Genomic DNA, 17193 nt, shown 5'->3' with positions numbered 1-17193 from the left:
CTAAATTACCTTTATCTTCCCTGTTACAGCACTGTTGTTCAGCGTGGTTTTGTATTCTTTTAGCTTTTCGATTTGGGACACAATTAGCTCAATTGATTGAGCTGTTTTTACTTCTTGAGCATCTAAATACTGGATTATTTTAATCAATTCGTTTCTAGGTGGCATGGGACATTTAGTTCGTAGAAACCTAGGCTTAGGGATTCTTTTACGCAACCCTTTATATAATGGCTTTAGTGATTTTTGGTCATCGGCATTTTTGTAAAAATACTCTAAAAATCGCCCTGTAAGCTCATCACTACATTCGAATATTGTATAGTCGGCACTTATCATACCTAAATGCCCTGAAAGCCCTACAGTCCTTGGAGTTTCCTCGACATCGAATAAACAAAAAATTAAATCGCCTTTACGAACTTCCTGCATTCTTTCTAAAAAATCTGATTGTTTACCAGCTCCTTGAGATAAATCACGAATCAACACACCTTGCTTGGTTAAAGAAAGCAATTGGTAATTTTTATACGCATGACCTACTGGAACGCGCCGCATTTCCATAAATAATCTATTTGGCAATAGTGACCAATGAGATGCTATTTTGGGAGCCCAACTCAACTCAGTCTCTATTAAACGAACGTCAGAATTCAAACCTTGCGTAACCGCTTGCTGGATGATGATTTGCTTACGCTCTTTTAACAGCTCAATTTGCTTTTCTTTAATGGCAATTGCTTCATCAATTTGTGCTGTTTTTTTATCTAAAAAGGAAGCTATGGCAACTTGTTCATCGTACGGAGGCTTTGGAAAATTTAATGTTTTGAGATCATCAGTAGAAACCTTCATTCTGATAGTATTTAGTTTTCCTGTTCCACTAAGTTTAATCAGAATTCCCTTGCCGAATTTTAATAGCCCTCTTTGAAAGCTCTCATTCTGAAATACTTTTTCATAATAGTGAATATAGGCACCCTTGTTCTCTGTATATAAAGCGTAGTAAACAGGACTTATGGCTCCAAAATATTTAGATAAACCAACAGCACCAACGATAACGTTCATGCTATTCATGACTATGTCATTTGGTCTTGCTATTTTGTATGCTGACAGGTCATCCTTTCTTTTATTACCACCTCGACCTTCTTCAGAATATTCAGTAACACCATGTGCTATAGACAGTGATAAAATGTTATCTGTTATAACCGGATCATTCTTCTCATTGCGGAATTTAAATATTGATCTGATAGGAACCACATCCCAATTGCTAGGAACATCACCAATCCAATCTTCACCAGAATTTTTATATGCCTTATATTTAGGCATAATCGTTAATTCATCCATCACTACGCTCCATGTACTTTAGCGATATCAACACCAAGTATGTCAGCAATTAACCCTTCGGCTTTTTGCTCAAGACTGATGATATCAGTTGCCACTTCATCCATGGCACGCAGTGGTTTATGTTGGTAGAAGTATTTATTAAAGCTAATTTCGTAACCTATTTTAGTGCTATCAAGGTTTATCCATGCCTCTGAAACATGTGGCTGAACTTCATCAAGGAAGTATTGATGGATTTCACTGTTGTTTTGTGAATCGCCTGTATCAGCTTTATCTTCAAGGTAGGTAAGCGGCACGGATTCGGCATCACGTAAGTCAGAATTGGGCTCGTAGGTAGTGAACTCATTGTTGTTACTCGTTGAGTAATAACCAAAGTCAGCCAAATCAGCTTGCTCGCAACCTAAATGATGCAATAACTCATCAAGCTTATCTTGTTTGAACTTCACCACTTTTTTGATTACTTTTTCTGCGCTTTCATCGTACCAGCTAACGGCATTCATCACGGTGGTGCAAAAGGCTTTGCGCTTGCCCGATTTAATGGTGGCTAATACATCGTCAGAGATGGTTTTAAACTGTGCTTCAACATCCTTTTTGAAGATATTAAAATCACTGTACTCTTGCGTGATGGTTTCACCCAGTTTATTGGCTAGCGCAACCAGTAATCGGCCATTCTCCCACGTATCATTAGATAGCAGTTTGGCTTTCGCTTTGGCGTTTAGGCTGATGTCGTTATCTTCACACCAGGCAATGATCTCTTTTTCTTTAGCCTTTTCATTAGCGCTAAAGAAATCGGCTTTGTAAACATCATCACCGTATTCAGCACGTAAATGCTCCATAGGCTCACGCAATGTTTTATCAAAACGCAGCGGTTCAATTAACTCGGCTTTAAATTGAGCTTTACGACGGTCGGGGCGTTCGATGTTGACTTTGTAGTAACCGAAGTCGTCGTTATTGAATACTTTAGCAGCAATGCCTGTTACATCGCCTTGATCGTTAAGCTTGCGATCAATACTGGCGGCATCTAAATAACTTTGGGTGATTTGGCTAATGTGCTCGGGTGAGAATTCGCAGTTTTTATTGCCTAGGTTTTTACGCAACTTGCGGAACAATAAGCTGGCATCAATAAGCTGCACTTTGCCCTGGCGTGTTGCTGGCTTGTTATTGTTCAGTAGCCAGATATAGGTGGTGATGCCTGTGTTGTAAAATAGGTTGTTTGGCAGTTGCACAATGACATCGAGCATGTCGTTTTCGATAATGTAACGGCGAATATTACTCTCACCTGAGCCAGCATCACCGGTAAATAAACTGGAACCGTTATGTACAGAAGCAATACGAGAGCCTCTTAATAATTGCTTATTCGCAGCGCTCGAACTGGTGCCTTGCAATTGTGGTGACTTCATCTTGCTAACCATTTCCATGAGAAACAGCAATTGCCCATCAGATGAACGTGGGGTTGCGTCTACAAAGCCTTCTTTAGGCAAGTTGCCCCAGTAATCTTTTAACACCACCTGAAAACGTGAGTCGATAACGTCTGAGCCTTCTTTAATATGCTTTTGCTCACTGGCCCAGCTCTTGCCGTATGGCGGGTTAGATAAACAAAAATCAAACCGTTCGCCTGCAAATTCATCCGTAGAAAGCGTTGAACCAACTTTGATATTTTTAGGATCATTGCCTTTGATCATCATGTCTGACTTACAAATAGCGTAGGTTTCGTCGTTAATCTCTTTACCGTAGAGGTTAATGTCACGAGTGGTGTTTTCTACTGGGTATTTTTCATTAATAAAGTTTTGCGTTTCGGTAAGCATACCGCCACTACCACAAGCTGGGTCATAACACGTTAATGTTAGTGGTAAGTCTGATTTGATTGGGTCAAATACAAGGTGAGTCATTAACTCGATAACTTCACGTGGTGTAAAATGTTCACCTGCTTCTTCGTTATTATCTTCATTAAATTTTCGGATCAACTCTTCGAACACATAACCCATACCTAAATTACTTAAGGCTGGTAATTTGTTACCTTCTGGATCTTCAACTTCGTCAGGCGTTAAGTTGATATATGGAGAGACAAATTTCTCTAGTACATCAAGCAGTACATCTTTACCTGCCATGTGTTGAAATTGAGATTTTAAGTTAAAGCATTCGATAATTTCTTTAACGTTGGCGCTAAAACCGTTTAGATATTCTTCAATATTCGCCAAAATAATTTGGCGGTTATTGGTTGCGGTTTCTTTAATGCTAGTTAACGTCCATTTAGAGGTGTTGTAAAACACATAACCTGCGGCATCAATTAAGGGTGCATCATCAAGCTCTGTGGCTTCCATTTCTTCAATTTGAAATTTCACCTCAGCTAGCACTTCTGCTTTGGTTGGCTCTAGCAAAGTATCTAAACGGCGTAACACCACCATAGGTAAAATAACGTCACGGTATTTACCACGCACGTATACGTCACGCAGGCAGTCGTCAGCAATTGACCAGATAAATGAGATAAGTTTGTTATGTGCGCTGTGATCCATGGGTATTCCTAGTTGAAACGAGTCTCTCGCTTCTATTTAATATGGTTAAATTCATTGCTAATTTTGTTGATAGCCTGGGGCGATAGCGAGATGTTCTGCACCGTCCAGTTTCTGGCTATTTTTCAAATAAAGTAGGTATTCAGGGCCTGAAAGTGAGGCGCTTTCAGAACAATCCACGTTCCAACGTCTTAGTAAGTACCCTGCCATTGCTGCACGCACGTTGACTTCTAGCATGCCTTTTTCCATCGCAAAATCGAGCTTAATTGCGCTTGGGTGCTTTACGTTATTTGGGTGTGGAATAATTTGTAATGGCACCATTCGCATCCATTGATGATCTTCTAACTTCTCTTCGTCAGGCGATGGTGTCTGTGCTAGAACAGTAACTTTAGTGATTCGAGTTAAAACAAAGTCTCTAAATGACTTTGATTTGCGATCATACGCTCTTACATGCCAACGTAAGCCATTATCTACAATTGAGTGAGGCACAAGTTCTCTTGCGCCAGAACCACTGCTTAATGACGTGTATATGACGCTAATAGACTTATGGTTGATAATCGATTGAGATAGTTTGGCAATGATATCTATATCGGGCACGTTTAACGGGCTTGGTGATTCAATAGGGAATGATGTGCCACCAATTGCATCAAAACCATCACTAATGTTATGCGCTAACTTAACGAGAGTTCGACGAGCATCGTGCTTAAATATCGGTTTGAATTGAGTCGTGATAAAGTATTTTTTCTCTACGTTGTCATACGCCATATTCTCGGGCGCATTGTCTTTGTAGAACTTTAAATCTCTGGTTGCTGCGGCAAGGCCTAACTCGAAATGGCTAACTATTTCACTGCGAGTAACCATCCCTGTGAAATAGAGCTTAAAATCGATATAAGCTAAACGCTGCTTCTGTGCAAAACTGAATTCGTCCATTCGATAAATCTGATTATATTGACATTTTTTGTTCGAATCGAAATAGTATGTATCATTATGAGTTAGACAGCAAATAGATTTTATGTTTTAGTATTGATTAGGATCAATGTTACTTAATAGCTCAAATATATGTCTAAACAAAGCCAAACTTCAAGCAACAATAAGTACTCCGATTTTGCTGAATTAGAACACCTAAAAGCTGAACATTTTGATATTTATCAGGAGCTGATGATTCAATTTAAATTTGATGACCAGGTAAGCCAGGAATGGTTAATTAATCCCAAACGATTTTTACAGAATAAGTCACCTTTTGAACAATTATCCATAGATGCAGATGAAGTGACGAGCATGCTGATTCGCATGAGGACGGGTGATTTTTCATGAGGAATAAACTTCGGTGAATATCCTCTTTCTGTGTACTGCTAACATACAGCGCAGTAAAACTGCTGAAGAATTGTTTCGTGCAGCCAATATCGGCCATCAATACCGTTCAGCGAGCCTCAGTGCTAAATATGTTAAAAAAGCCAATTCTACACTTTGTACAGAAGAGTTACTGCAATAGGCAGATCGAATCGACGTCTTTGAACAGCAACATATAGAACGCATTCAAACTCATACGGGGGATCTCTATTTGTCTAAAATAGAAAATTTATATAACCCAGATAGTTACCAATACTTTCAAAAAGAACTTGTATTATTGTTATTAAAACAAGTGGTTACTTAGCTTCTAGCCTACGCCTACATGTTAACTAAACTATTCTATTACATATAGATTATTGAGAACTATGCGTCACCTCTAATTTCCTCTTCATGGTTTGTGGTCGTATCTTAAACCGAGACTTGCTAGTAGAAAACACTCAAATTGAGAGTCAGAAATAATTCACCTTTAGCTGACTTTTCTTGGTAGCTAAGACGATGACACCACCTTAAGCTAATGGTTGTTAAGCTAACAACCATTAGCTTACCCCTTTGGAGAGTAAACAACTTCAGGGGCAGATCAAATATTCATATTTTAGTAAATGAAATCAGAGTAATACGAGGGCCATCAATTGACTTAAACAACCATTTTAAATATCACACATAATTTCCAATACTTCCAAATAGGTTATTACGCACCACCAGTTCTCTGCATGATTTCTATTAATGGCTTTTCTAGCGTCTAAATTTATCATCTAGTGTTTCGATACGAGTTCCATATCAATATCAAATAGAGGAGCCAGTTATCAATTGATACTTACTCGATCTAAGAACCAGTTCAGCCTCTTATCTCAGATTGCATAAACATGCACTAAACATTATTTCGTCAATTGCAATGGATTGTTTTTTCATACTGAAAGAGATTGAATAATAAACCATAAACCAGTAAATTTATTACTATCGCATTAAGTGCATTAAGAAATGACGTTTTGGACATATAAAATAACTTTATATTCAACGGGCTTAACTCACTCACTCACTCGAAGGCTTAATTCTCTATAGTACATAAGGGTTCGAGTCCTTGTGGGAGACCATAACACCTCTTTTACCTAATTTTATCAACAACTTATAAAACACCCAAAAGTTGTGCCGCCTATGTGCCGCCATAGAACACCCCCTAATTTAGTATTTTATTTTTAGCCTTTCTTAAAAACCTCTGTTTTACTCAGTTCATCACAGTTATAGACTTTTCGCATCATTTCTAATAGTTTTGTATCAAACAAAAATATGGAAATTAAACGTGATGGATGACACCTCATCAAGTAGTAATCACAATAAAATCACAGATGAATCGCTTAACAAAATGTTCAGTGAAATGCCTGCTGAACAAAAAGAACAACTGTTAGCAATTCTTACCTCTAAAGAAAATAGCACTGTTGATAATCAAGATTTATTGGAAAAATTCGTTACTCTCGAATCTTTATCTTCAACACCTTCAGCATTAAAAGAAAGCCTTCCTGATGATATAACTGAAGAAACACTCGCTAAAACTCTAGCCCAAATTGATAACAGCCAACAGACTTTGGCAGACGAACAGTCACAGTTAATCAATGTGTTTACTGAAATGTTTGAACAGTTTTCAAATGCTGAACCTTGTGATGATATTAACGAGCTCAGAGTATTCGGTAATTCACCTTCGCTTTTTGAGGCTCTAGAAGGTGCTGGCGTTTCTGGGTTATCAGTTTTTAAAAATACCGTATCCCAAGAAACTGATGAACTACTGCACGCAGCTATGACTTGCCAAATTGCTGGACTGACAAAAAACTCACAGTACCTGTTTAAGCTTTTTTTGCAGCAGCAATTCATAGATAAAAATGAAAGCTATCAATCATTGCAATCAGACATAAACATTGAGAAAGGCATAATTGAAAAAGCTCAAAGTCATTCAATAAAAGGGCAAAATACTAGGCACAGCAAAAACCGTCAACGTAAAGAGTTTGCCCTTAGCTTATATGCAAAGAAATCGTTCAAAAATCCAAAGCAAGCTACAGAGCGCCTATTTCCATCAATTAATGATTTTGCCAATAAAATGCATCACCCTTTCACAAGTGATTACCAAGGGTTTCAAACCGTATACCGTTGGTTTCTTTCGGCAAATAAATAGCAATCGCATATAGTCATAGCCCAAATTGAATCAAATAAACTTGATTCAATTTACTCATTAATATAAATTCTTTATTAGGCGCCCGCCTCACTTACATGCGAGTGAAAAAAGGCACTAAAAACGAAAGTTTAAAATCAGAATTTAAAACCAATTTTTCATAAATGACTAGGTTGAGAAGCCTCGCCGTAATCGCATGTGGTAATGCTTTAATAATGCACCTCGCACTCAACCGCGGAGTTAATTTATGAACATGCTTTCAACTTACACTTATAACGTATCCTCACGCGCAAAAAAACTGCCTGAATGCACGATTTCTAGAGCACAAATCCTCGAACTAATTGCCGCATACCTGGGTAAAAAAACTTATGCAGCCTTAAAAACATCATCAATTACAAATCTATTAGAGCAAGCAAATAAAGAACCTTTAATAGCCTTTGAGAGATGTAAGCTCAAAGCAATCCATCTAAATCAAACCGAAACAGCCTCAACTCAACTTGCCAATTTAATACGTGATGAATTAGCTTCGCTTATTGGTATGCAATCATCACTAATCAATCAGCAAGCACTACACTACTTAACCTATGTTGACAGTCTTACCAACTATGATGATTTTGACAGCAGGGACTCCAGTGAATCTAGTAGCAGATTTGAAAATGAATCAGTAAATAAGTTTTCTTATAATGGATTCGAAATTGACATTAAAAACCTCTTTACTGAGTTACAGCAGAGTTCTATAAAAGGCGATAAACAATCAACGCTTTTGGAGTTTTTATGGCTACTAGATGATTTATCTTCAGTTACTGGAGATGAAAGTAGTCAACACTGGTATGAGCAAAGCTTAAAAGGCCAAACTATGGGCGACACCCAAAAAAAGTGGGCAGATAACTATGCGAAACAGATAAAGCCTACTCAATTATTCGAACGGTTTATTTCTCAAGTAACTATTTCTGATTTTGCTTTTCCCTTTATAGATGAGCTTTTTGAAACAAATGATTTTGACTCAATTGAAAACTCAATCTGCTACCTGCTAGATGGTGAGGAAATGTTTCACTTACTCAATCAATATTGGGGGGAAGACTATGATAGTGATGTTAAAAAGCAGCCATTTAATCAATGGTTAAAGCTCTCAGCCTTACAGCAACCTAATCGAAGTTTAATCTCTGAATTAATTGAAAACTCTAGAGACCCTATTGAACAGCATGCCTGGGCATTATTTGCTAAAGAAAACAAAATTGATGTAACTCAAGATGATCACTATGCAATAAATATGGATACAGGTGAGCAATGGGATGAAGATTATGGCCCTATTGGAGTTGGTGGCTATAGTGGCATTCGATTACCTCAATTAGCGCCTAAAAATGAATCTAAAGTTTATGAAATAAGCCAAATAATGCTTCAAATTAGTCAAAAATGTCAAAATAGAACCTAAAATAAAAAGGTGTTTCTCACCCTGAGAAACACCTTTTTGAGCCTGACAAGCGCATACCCTATTCCTATTTGATTATATTGTTCACTCCGACGAATACAAACTAATCGGAGTTAACATGAACAACCTACTACTTACCCCTACTCAGGTTTCTGAGTTCTTGGGCTGTAGTGGCATAGTTAATTTGGCCACCTAGTTAGAGGTGATATCATCACCTCATAAGTTAACAGGTGACACTATGAAAAAACGTACAAGAAGACTTTTTAGTGCAGAGTTCAAACTTGAATCTGCACAACTCGTGCTAGATCAGAATTACTCAATTGTTGAAGCTGCTCAAGCTATGAATGTGGGCAAATCAACCATGGATAAGTGGGTACGACAATTAAGAGAAGAGCGACAAGGTAAGCAGCATAAAGCATCACCTATATCACCAGAACAAGTTGAAATTCGAGAGTTAAAAAAGCAACTAGCTCGCCTCCAGGAGCACAACGAAATATTAAAAAAGGCCACAGCTCTGTTGATGTCGGACTCACTGAACAATTCTTAATAATTGAGAAACTCAGGCAGAGCTATAGCATAAAAACATTATGCGAAGTGTTCAGTATTCATCGTAGTAGTTACAAGTATTGGAGAAAGAGACCAATAACCATTAACGCAGATAAGGTTAAGCTTCGCAGCCTAGTCAGCGAAGTACACACTGCAAGTAATGGATCGGCAGGTGCTAGAACGATTGCAGATATGGTTAGCCATCAGGGTGTCTCGCTAAGCCGTTATCGTGCCACTAAGTTGATGAAAGAGCTTGGTATAGTTAGCTGCCAGGTACCTAGGCACAAATACCGAAAAGCGACACTAGAACATATTGAAATCCCTAATCACCTAGGTCGACAATTCGCTGTCACAGCTCCGAATGAAGTCTGGGTTGGTGATGTTACCTACGTGTGGGCTGGTAACCGTTGGATGTACTTAGCTGTGGTGATTGATCTATTTGCACGTAAAGTGATTGGCTGGGCTATGTCGTTATCACCTGATAGTCGTTTAACTGGCAAAGCGCTTTCGATGGCCTATGAAGGTCGTGGTAAACCTAAAGATGTTATGTTCCATAGCGATCAAGGGACTCACTATACAAGCAGAAGATATCGGCAACTATTATGGCGATACCAGCTCAAACAAAGTTTATCTCGACGTGGGAATTGTTGGGATAATAGTCCTATGGAACGTTTTTTTAGGAGCCTTAAGACAGAATGGATACCAACTACAGGGTATCGTAATTTTACTGAAGCGCAGAATGAAATTACACGATACATTATTGGATATTATTGTCAGCTTCGGCCGCATCAATATAACGGCGGGCTGACGCCCAATGAGTCAGAACGATTGTTCTGGTTAAACTCTATGACTGTGGCCAATATTTCTTGACCACTACACTGCTCAATATCTAAATGGGCATAAGTGCTTGCAGTGATGCTGACTTTTGTAACTCTTGTTTAGACCTCAGCTCTGCCTATCGGCTGATGGCTATTACCCGTACCTAATTGCTTACTGGTGATTTGAATCTAGAAATTAAAAATGTTACCGCCACGCATGACACTCCAATTGGTTATGGTTCGCATTAAATCGTTAATGGTGTCGTATATTGACCTAAGTCAATCTTTCCATGATTCATAGCATTGCCAGTAAAAACGAATCCAATGCTCACTTCCTTATTCATAATATTCCACTTCGAGCTAGCTTATGATTACAGCCATTAATGAACTTGATTGACACTGAACATTTAAATCAAAAAACGGCCAAGAATACCCATAGATTAATTAGGGTTATTAAAGTCTTTTTCACTGTTTATCATAAGTTATTTAGCACGTAAAACCGTTTGTTATTCAAGCAAGATTAACTTATATACGGCCACCTAAGTCTCTGTTAATTTGGATTAGATTCAGGTCTATAACAAACATAAATTTCCTTAAAATTAACAATGAGAATAAAAATGAATAAAATACTTTTAGTTGTAGTATTACTAGCATTAACTTCTACCCAAGCTTTTTCTCATAGTGGAAGAACTGACTCAAATGGTGGTCACAATTGCAGTCAGAAATCTATAAACAAAGGATTATGTACTGGTTACCATTATCATAATGGTTTCACTAACGTAGATTCAAAAGGTGAGGAAGCACACTCACATAATGGGGTAACTCATACTCATGAGAAAAAAGAAATAGAGTCAGAAAAGCAAACAGCTAAATCAGCCGAGTAAATTTGGTTTATTGCAAAAATTAACAGCTCTCGCCTCTTTCTTTAGAGAGCTGTTCAAATCACTTGATTAATAAGCCCACTTTAGATGCCTTTTAATTAGTGATACCTAACTCAGCCCTCACCTGTTCAATATTTAAATGAGCATAGATGACTGCGTGATACTCACATTAACGATGAAATTAATTGTTTAATATTCAAACAAATTAAACAGCATAAATATTACTTGCAAAATCAATATATTACCCTTTAAAATCTTATGCTTATGAAATAGTTATTTTGCATATTAATTAGCTTTCGCTTATTAAACTTTATAAGGACGTAAAATGAAAAAAGTAGTTTTAACTGCATTAGTTGCTAGTATTCTAACTTTAACAGGTTGTGCATCTACCCCTAGCCCTTGGGCTGGAGTACCATACGAAGAGGCAAATGCTTGGAGAGGTATAGGCGTTCAGGCTTATGATGCGAAATCACTTCGGTACAATGGCTTTACTCCTTCTGATGCGAGTAGTTGGGTTCAAGCAGGAATAAAATCTCCGAAACAAATTGTCACTTGGCATAGAGCGGGCTTTACTCCTCGTGAAGCATCTAAATGGTTGAATAAAGGTTTTACTCTAGAAAAGGCATTAGAATATAAAAAACAAGGTCTTACTATAGCTGGTTAACTGTTTCTTCTAACTTTCTTTAACAGCTCTCTCTTTTCCTCCTCTGAGAGCTGTTCTATCTCCCTCACCAGCCTATCAACATTCGACTCATGTTGATAAGTCCCCATCAATTGCGCTGTGGTGATACCTAGTTCAGCCCTCACCTGTTCAATATCCAAATGAGCATAGGTGCTGGCTGTGATACTGATGTCACTATGACCTAAGAGTTTACTGGTCGTTTGAATGTTACCGCCTCGCATGACGCTCCAGCTTGCGATAGTGCGCCTTAAATCGTGAATAGTAACGTTATCCCCTTTTTCGACTCCACGAAGCTCTGCACGCTCTGTAATGCGATGCCAGAAACTGCCCTTACCTGCCTTTTCGATAACATGGCCTGATTGACTGCGCTCGCTGGGAAATACAAAGCGCTCGCCTTGATTAGCGTCTTGACTGCGCCTAGTTACTATTTCCATCGCTTCTTTAGTAAGTGGCACAGCATGAGGCTTTTTAACTTTCATTTTACTGGTCGGAATAAGCCAAATACCACGCTGATGATCAATCTCTCGCCATTCCATACTGAACACACAGCTTTTACGCTGACCTGTTAATAGCAGCATCATGACCACATCACGATAAATCGGTAACTCAAGTTCTAAGGCTTGCAGCAATCGCCTAACTTCAAGCTCACTTAAAATACGTTCTCGTTTTGTACCAGCGAGTTTTTTGATATGAAAAAATGGATTGGGGTTTTGGGCGCTAAACATGGATTTGAGCAGCGTTAAGCATTTATTGCGAATCGCCACAGAGCTTTTGGTGATGATGAGTTTAATAAAGTTATCGGCTTCGACTATCGAAATGGTTTCAGCTTTTAAATGACCTATGCGCGTTTTGATATGCTTATTCCAAATCGAATAAACATCATCTAAGGATTTTTGACGGCGCTCACCAGACTTAATTTTAATGGTGAACTCTGCAACGTAGGCATCAAACAATTGAGCAACCGTTATGGACAATGCATCTTCTAATGCTTGGGCTTGTTTTGCCTCACGTTTTGACTCATTAGGATTAACCCCTTGAGCAATATTAACCGCTATTGTTTTAGCCTGTTTACGGGCTTGTTCGATGGTAATGTCTGGGGAGAGCCCGATAGTGACAGTGACGTCTTTACCTAAGTGCTTGCGTCTAAAGCGAAAATACTTTTTCCCTGATGGCATAACTTCTAAAATTAGGCCGTTTACGGAGTCTCTAAGGCCTAAATCGGCAATTCTATAGCGTTTTGGGGCTATTTTTAGCTGATCAAAACAACGTTTTGTGAAGGTTAATTCTTTGCCCATAATCACTTAGCCTCAAATATTGTGCCGCCTATGTGCCGCCATAGGGAACTATTTTGACTAATTTACAGTAATTTCGGTTAATGTCAAAAGTAACAAATTTGATGTAAGGTACTGATAAATAGTATTTAGTTAAAAATGGTTAACTTTGGTTAAAGTCAACCAAACTCACTTGTGGGGAGACCATATTTTTTATTGATCGTTCGCTATCCTTCGGATTTTCAGTTCAAGTTTGTAACGCTCAAGCACCTTCCATTTTATTGCTGAAACTCCAACTAAAGTTGCTACCGTTAAAGGTTCTTTTTACTAGACTTAATTTCATAAAACATATGTGCATACTATTTTTGGTATGCACTAACTATATGTACTACGAGCACTGTAATTAGGAGCGTGTTATGTCTGGATGGTTCGAGTTAAGCAAAGGCAATAATGGTCAGTTCAAGTTTGCATTAAAGGCTGGCAATGGCGAGGTGATACTGACCAGTGAGCTATATGCCGCTAAAAGTGGCGCTAATAATGGTATCGCCTCGGTGCAAGTCAATTCTCAAAGCGAAGATAAATTCACTAAAGAAACCGCTAAAAATGATAAGCCCTATTTCAACCTTAAAGCGGCTAATCATCAAATTATTGGTACCAGTCAGATGTATGCCAGTGTCGCATCACGAGATAATGGTATTCGTTCAGTGATGGATAATGGTAGCTCTACCACCATAAAAGATCTCTGTTAACTCGTTTTAAATATCATAATAAAAGCTCTCGAACCTTTTGCTTTGGGAGCTTTTACTATTTACAACCTATTAACTATCTACAACTGATTAGCTATCAACAACTAAATTATGCCAGCAGCATGCGCCACCACAGGCCCACTACGCTAGTCATCCCTGTTGTATAGGATGTGAGTTTACCTTTATTAAATACCATAATGGTTGGCGCGACTTGTACCGACCAGTCATTGCTGAGTTCACTTTGCTGATCGTTTATCACTTCAAAGCTATAGCCTTTATCATCAAGGTAAGCTTGTATTTCATGATTGTTGCCTGACGCCATTGCCACGCTGATCACCGGATAATAAGCCGACATGGTTTCAACGGCTGGGCTTACTGTGCGGCATATTGGGCACCAGCTTCCCCAAAAATACACCAACACCGGCTTATCTTGGCTAATCGCCAATACATCGACCCTTTCACCTTTAAGGGTTACTCCCTGTAATTCAGGTAAGTTATCATGCTGAATGTCTTTGCCGCGCCATAAATCCATTAAACCCGTAATGACCATCACGAACACAATCAGTATGACGATTTGCTTTAACCAGCCGAAGATCTTTTTCCCTAAAGGCACTTTGTTACTAGCATCTGGCAACTTACTATCTAGCTGGCTCTGATGTTGTTGTTTGCTATCAGAAGAAAACAAGCGACTCATGATTTACCTCTTTATATGTTTTACAAAATAGGGAAATGACAGGCACTTGATGGTGCAACCTAAAAATCATTAATTAAATCGTTCGCGCTGCTGAATAAGCAGCCGGAAATTTACATTATTTATTGTCACATAAGCTAAAAAATATTAATTAGCAGCTCATTGGGTTTTAAAGTCAGCATCTAAAAGTGAAAGTAGTTTTCATTAAAGCGCTTTGTTTCGCTTATACGCTAGCATACTAAAAGCTAATGTCAGTATGTATCAGTTTAGTTACTGCTGATAAACCCCAACAAATACAACCAAACAAAAACACAATAACACCAAGCGCGAAACGTAATTTTAATATAAAAAGCCCTGTGGCAACAAGCTAGTCACAGCTTCAATTTATACTTGTTAGCCAGCTTTTTAGGTGTTTAAAATCCCTTAGCTTCCAAGAAAGGAGGCATATATTTATAATAATGGGGTTAAAAATGAAAGTGTTAAAAACAGCTGCTGCCATGGCAGTGAGTGTTGCTTTACTTGCTGGTTGCAATGACGAAACTAATAATTACTATCCAGGTGAACCAGCACCTGAAACAACTGATGTACGCATCGGTGCTTATAACTTGTCTTTCGATCGTTTTACTTATGAAGATCTTGTCGCTGAAATGGCGTTAACCGTCGCTGAGCAAGATGAATTAATGAATAAATGGTTCGATGAGTCACTTAGCGACGAAGAACTCGCTGTGGCAGAAAAGGTTATTCAAATTCGTAACGTTGCAGCAATTATCCAAACTGAACGACCTGCAATCTTATGGATGGGTGAATTCAATAACGATGGTACAGCAGAAAACCAACAAGCAATCCAAGGTTTCCGTTTAAACTACCTGACTGTGCCACAAAATGCTTTAGGTTCAACGTCTGAAGAATTTAAAGCCCTTGAGCCAATCCAGTTTGGTTATTTTGAAAACTTCGCCACTAATACAGGCCTATTAAGTGGTCACGATTTAAACCGTGATGGCAAAGTGGCGCTACCTGATGACGCCTGGGGCTTCGGTTTCTACCACGGTCAATATGCATTCAGCTTACTGTCTCAATACCCAATTGATACAGATAATATCCGCACATTCCAAGATTTTAAATGGAAGGATATGCCTGGTGAAACTAACCCAACAATTATTAATTGTGACGATGAAAACAATCCAATTCCGGAAGGAATGGCTTGTGGCGATGAGTGGTACACTGCTGAAGCTTGGGCAGAAAGACCAATGTCATCTAAAAACCATGTTGATGCGCCAATCATCATTCCTACTGAAGATGGTGAAAAAGTGATTCATATCCTAATGTCTCACCCAACACCACCTATTTTTGATACGGTAACTGAAAATAACAAGTTACTTAACCGTGCTGAAATCAAATTCTGGGACGATTACACATCAGGTGAAGGTAGCTATATTTACGATGATGAAGGTAACAAAGGCGGTATCGATAGCGATGCATCATTTGTTATCTTGGGTGATTTGAATGCTGATCCTGAAAGTGGTGACGGCTACTTAGATACCATCAAAGACTTAATGTACAGTGACCAAGTTAACCAACTTGCTACTCACGGAATTTACGCACCAAGTAGCTTAGGCGGACCAGAGTGTTTGTCTAACGGTGAATGTCGTGCAGAAAACTGGGACACTAAATACCCAGATGCGGTTACTAGTACTTCAGGTTTACGCTTAGACCATGTTATTCCATCAAGTGATTTGAATGTCACTGACTCAGGGGTGTTCTGGCCTGCAACTTTCGAAGAAGGTCGTTTAATGATGAATGACGAACGTGTAGGTAAATGGGGCGGCGGCGGAAAGTCGGTGTCTTCAGACCACCGTTTAGTGTGGATTAACGTAGCGCTTTAATTAGCCCTTAAGTTAGTTAAGCTGGTTTTAACATGAGTGCTTTTAAGCACTTGTGTTAACAACAGATAAAGCCCGCATTTGCGGGCTTTTTGTTTTAACTTTTTGTTTTTAACTATGCGCTCAATAGCAGCTAAAAGTGTTAATCAGGAAATATTACATCTTGTCGGCTTTCAAGCCATAGAGGATATTTAGTCATCACTTTACTGAACATTTTACTTTGCAGATAAGCATTAAGCCATGCTCTTACATGTGGATATGGCGACTGCAAATACCATTGCCGCTCTACTCGGGCAAATTGCCTGATAAAAGGTAACAATGCGATATCAGCTAAACTCTCACGATCCGCAAACAGAAATTCATGCTCGGATAACAACAGCTCAAGTTGCTGTACGTAGACTTCACAGGCTTGACGACACTCTGTGAGATTAGATTCACTATAGCGTTTAGCACATTTGTAGTTTTCAAGGCACGACTTAAACTCACTGTCGAATCGATAGATCAATGCCAGTATGTTTTTGAATGTCTCTTCATCAGCGGCAAACAATAAATCGTCAGGATCATTTCGACTTAACGCCCACAACATCACTTCATAGCTTTCTTCAATAACTTGGCCTGTAGAAGTCACGATTACCGGTACGGTTCCCTTCGGCGAAGCCGTTAACATTTCAGCGGGTTTATCGCTCAAAACCAGATCTCGCAGTAAAATAGGCTGTTGTGACTTATAAATGGCAATTCTTGCACGCATGGCAAAGGGGCAGTTTCTTAAAGAATAGAGTACAGGTAAATCTATGATTTCATTCATCGTTATGCGCTTTTTCCAACTCATTACATGCAGGGTCACTAATTAATTATCTACTTTAACCATATTCATTAGTAAAATATACGGGTAACATCCCTGCATTAAAATTAAC

15 protein-coding genes are annotated in these 17193 nt (G+C 38.7%); 9 read left to right on the top strand and 6 right to left on the bottom strand.

The window, feature by feature from the left end; genetic code table 11:
* The 3 genes from BCU57_RS01755 to BCU57_RS01745 are packed head-to-tail and all read right to left on the bottom strand — an operon-like array spanning nt 1 to nt 4757.
* Complete coding sequence (locus tag BCU57_RS01755; protein ID WP_198589962.1) at nt 1-1320, bottom strand: restriction endonuclease subunit S; 1320 nt, start codon at nt 1318-1320, stop codon at nt 1-3.
* Between the two features lie 2 nt (nt 1321-1322).
* A complete protein-coding gene (locus BCU57_RS01750; RefSeq protein WP_102439746.1) occupies nt 1323-3830 on the bottom strand; it encodes a type I restriction-modification system subunit M in 2508 nt (835 codons plus the stop codon).
* A 57-nt stretch (nt 3831-3887) separates the two neighbouring features.
* Nucleotides 3888-4757: a WYL domain-containing protein gene (locus BCU57_RS01745; protein WP_102439747.1), complete on the bottom strand. Its 870-nt coding sequence runs from the start codon at nt 4755-4757 to the stop codon at nt 3888-3890.
* Nucleotides 4758-4886: 129 nt separating this feature from the next.
* On the opposite strand from BCU57_RS01745, the gene BCU57_RS01740 reads away from it, so the two are divergent.
* The 7 genes from BCU57_RS01740 (at nt 4887) to BCU57_RS01710 (ending at nt 11673) form a co-directional block, all read left to right on the top strand.
* Nucleotides 4887-5141 (top strand): hypothetical protein, encoded by a 255-nt coding sequence (locus BCU57_RS01740; protein WP_102439748.1) that lies wholly within the window; start codon nt 4887-4889, stop codon nt 5139-5141.
* 13 nt (nt 5142-5154) lie between these two features.
* Nucleotides 5155-5319, top strand: a complete 165-nt coding sequence (locus BCU57_RS01735; protein ID WP_133149383.1) for a hypothetical protein — start codon at nt 5155-5157, stop codon at nt 5317-5319.
* Between the two features lie 1158 nt (nt 5320-6477).
* Nucleotides 6478-7338, top strand: a complete 861-nt coding sequence (locus BCU57_RS01730; RefSeq protein WP_102439749.1) for a hypothetical protein — start codon at nt 6478-6480, stop codon at nt 7336-7338.
* Nucleotides 7339-7582: 244 nt separating this feature from the next.
* Nucleotides 7583-8767, top strand: coding sequence for a hypothetical protein (locus BCU57_RS01725; RefSeq protein ID WP_102439750.1), 1185 nt, complete (start codon nt 7583-7585; stop codon nt 8765-8767).
* 235 nt (nt 8768-9002) lie between these two features.
* Nucleotides 9003-10180 (top strand): IS3 family transposase gene (locus BCU57_RS01720; protein ID WP_413211384.1). Its coding sequence is split into 2 segments (ribosomal slippage): nt 9003-9270 and nt 9270-10180, totalling 1179 coding nucleotides; the frame shifts between segments, so codons are not numbered across the junction.
* A gap of 565 nt (nt 10181-10745) precedes the next feature.
* Nucleotides 10746-11012 (top strand): YHYH domain-containing protein, encoded by a 267-nt coding sequence (locus BCU57_RS01715; protein ID WP_102438702.1) that lies wholly within the window; start codon nt 10746-10748, stop codon nt 11010-11012.
* Between the two features lie 322 nt (nt 11013-11334).
* Entirely contained in the window at nt 11335-11673 is a 339-nt protein-coding gene (locus BCU57_RS01710; protein ID WP_102438704.1) for a hypothetical protein, read from the top strand.
* Here BCU57_RS01710 and BCU57_RS01705 read toward each other — a convergent pair.
* Nucleotides 11670-12986, bottom strand: coding sequence for a tyrosine-type recombinase/integrase (locus BCU57_RS01705; RefSeq protein WP_102438706.1), 1317 nt, complete (start codon nt 12984-12986; stop codon nt 11670-11672). The two genes, BCU57_RS01710 and BCU57_RS01705, sit on opposite strands and share 4 nt — an antisense overlap.
* Before the next feature lie 392 nt (nt 12987-13378).
* Between BCU57_RS01705 and BCU57_RS01700 the strand changes: the two genes are divergently transcribed.
* Nucleotides 13379-13711, top strand: a complete 333-nt coding sequence (locus BCU57_RS01700; protein WP_102438708.1) for a YegP family protein — start codon at nt 13379-13381, stop codon at nt 13709-13711.
* 106 nt (nt 13712-13817) lie between these two features.
* Here the strand turns inward: BCU57_RS01700 and BCU57_RS01695 are convergent, their stop codons facing one another.
* Nucleotides 13818-14402, bottom strand: coding sequence for a thioredoxin domain-containing protein (locus tag BCU57_RS01695; RefSeq protein ID WP_102438710.1), 585 nt, complete (start codon nt 14400-14402; stop codon nt 13818-13820).
* Nucleotides 14403-14869: 467 nt separating this feature from the next.
* Here BCU57_RS01695 and BCU57_RS01690 point away from each other — a divergent pair, with 467 nt between their 5' ends.
* Nucleotides 14870-16282 carry an endonuclease/exonuclease/phosphatase family protein gene (locus BCU57_RS01690; RefSeq protein WP_102438745.1) on the top strand — a complete coding sequence of 471 codons (1413 nt, stop codon included), beginning with the start codon at nt 14870-14872 and terminating at the stop codon, nt 16280-16282.
* Between the two features lie 139 nt (nt 16283-16421).
* Here BCU57_RS01690 and BCU57_RS01685 read toward each other — a convergent pair whose 3' ends face one another.
* Nucleotides 16422-17084: a glutathione S-transferase gene (locus BCU57_RS01685; RefSeq protein WP_102438712.1), complete on the bottom strand. Its 663-nt coding sequence runs from the start codon at nt 17082-17084 to the stop codon at nt 16422-16424.
* Nucleotides 17085-17193 lie beyond the last annotated feature (109 nt).

Source organism: Shewanella sp. 10N.286.48.B5, from assembly GCF_002874355.2.
Taxonomy (GTDB): Bacteria; Pseudomonadota; Gammaproteobacteria; order Enterobacterales; family Shewanellaceae; genus Shewanella.
This window is presented reverse-complemented; position numbering and strand designations above follow the sequence as displayed.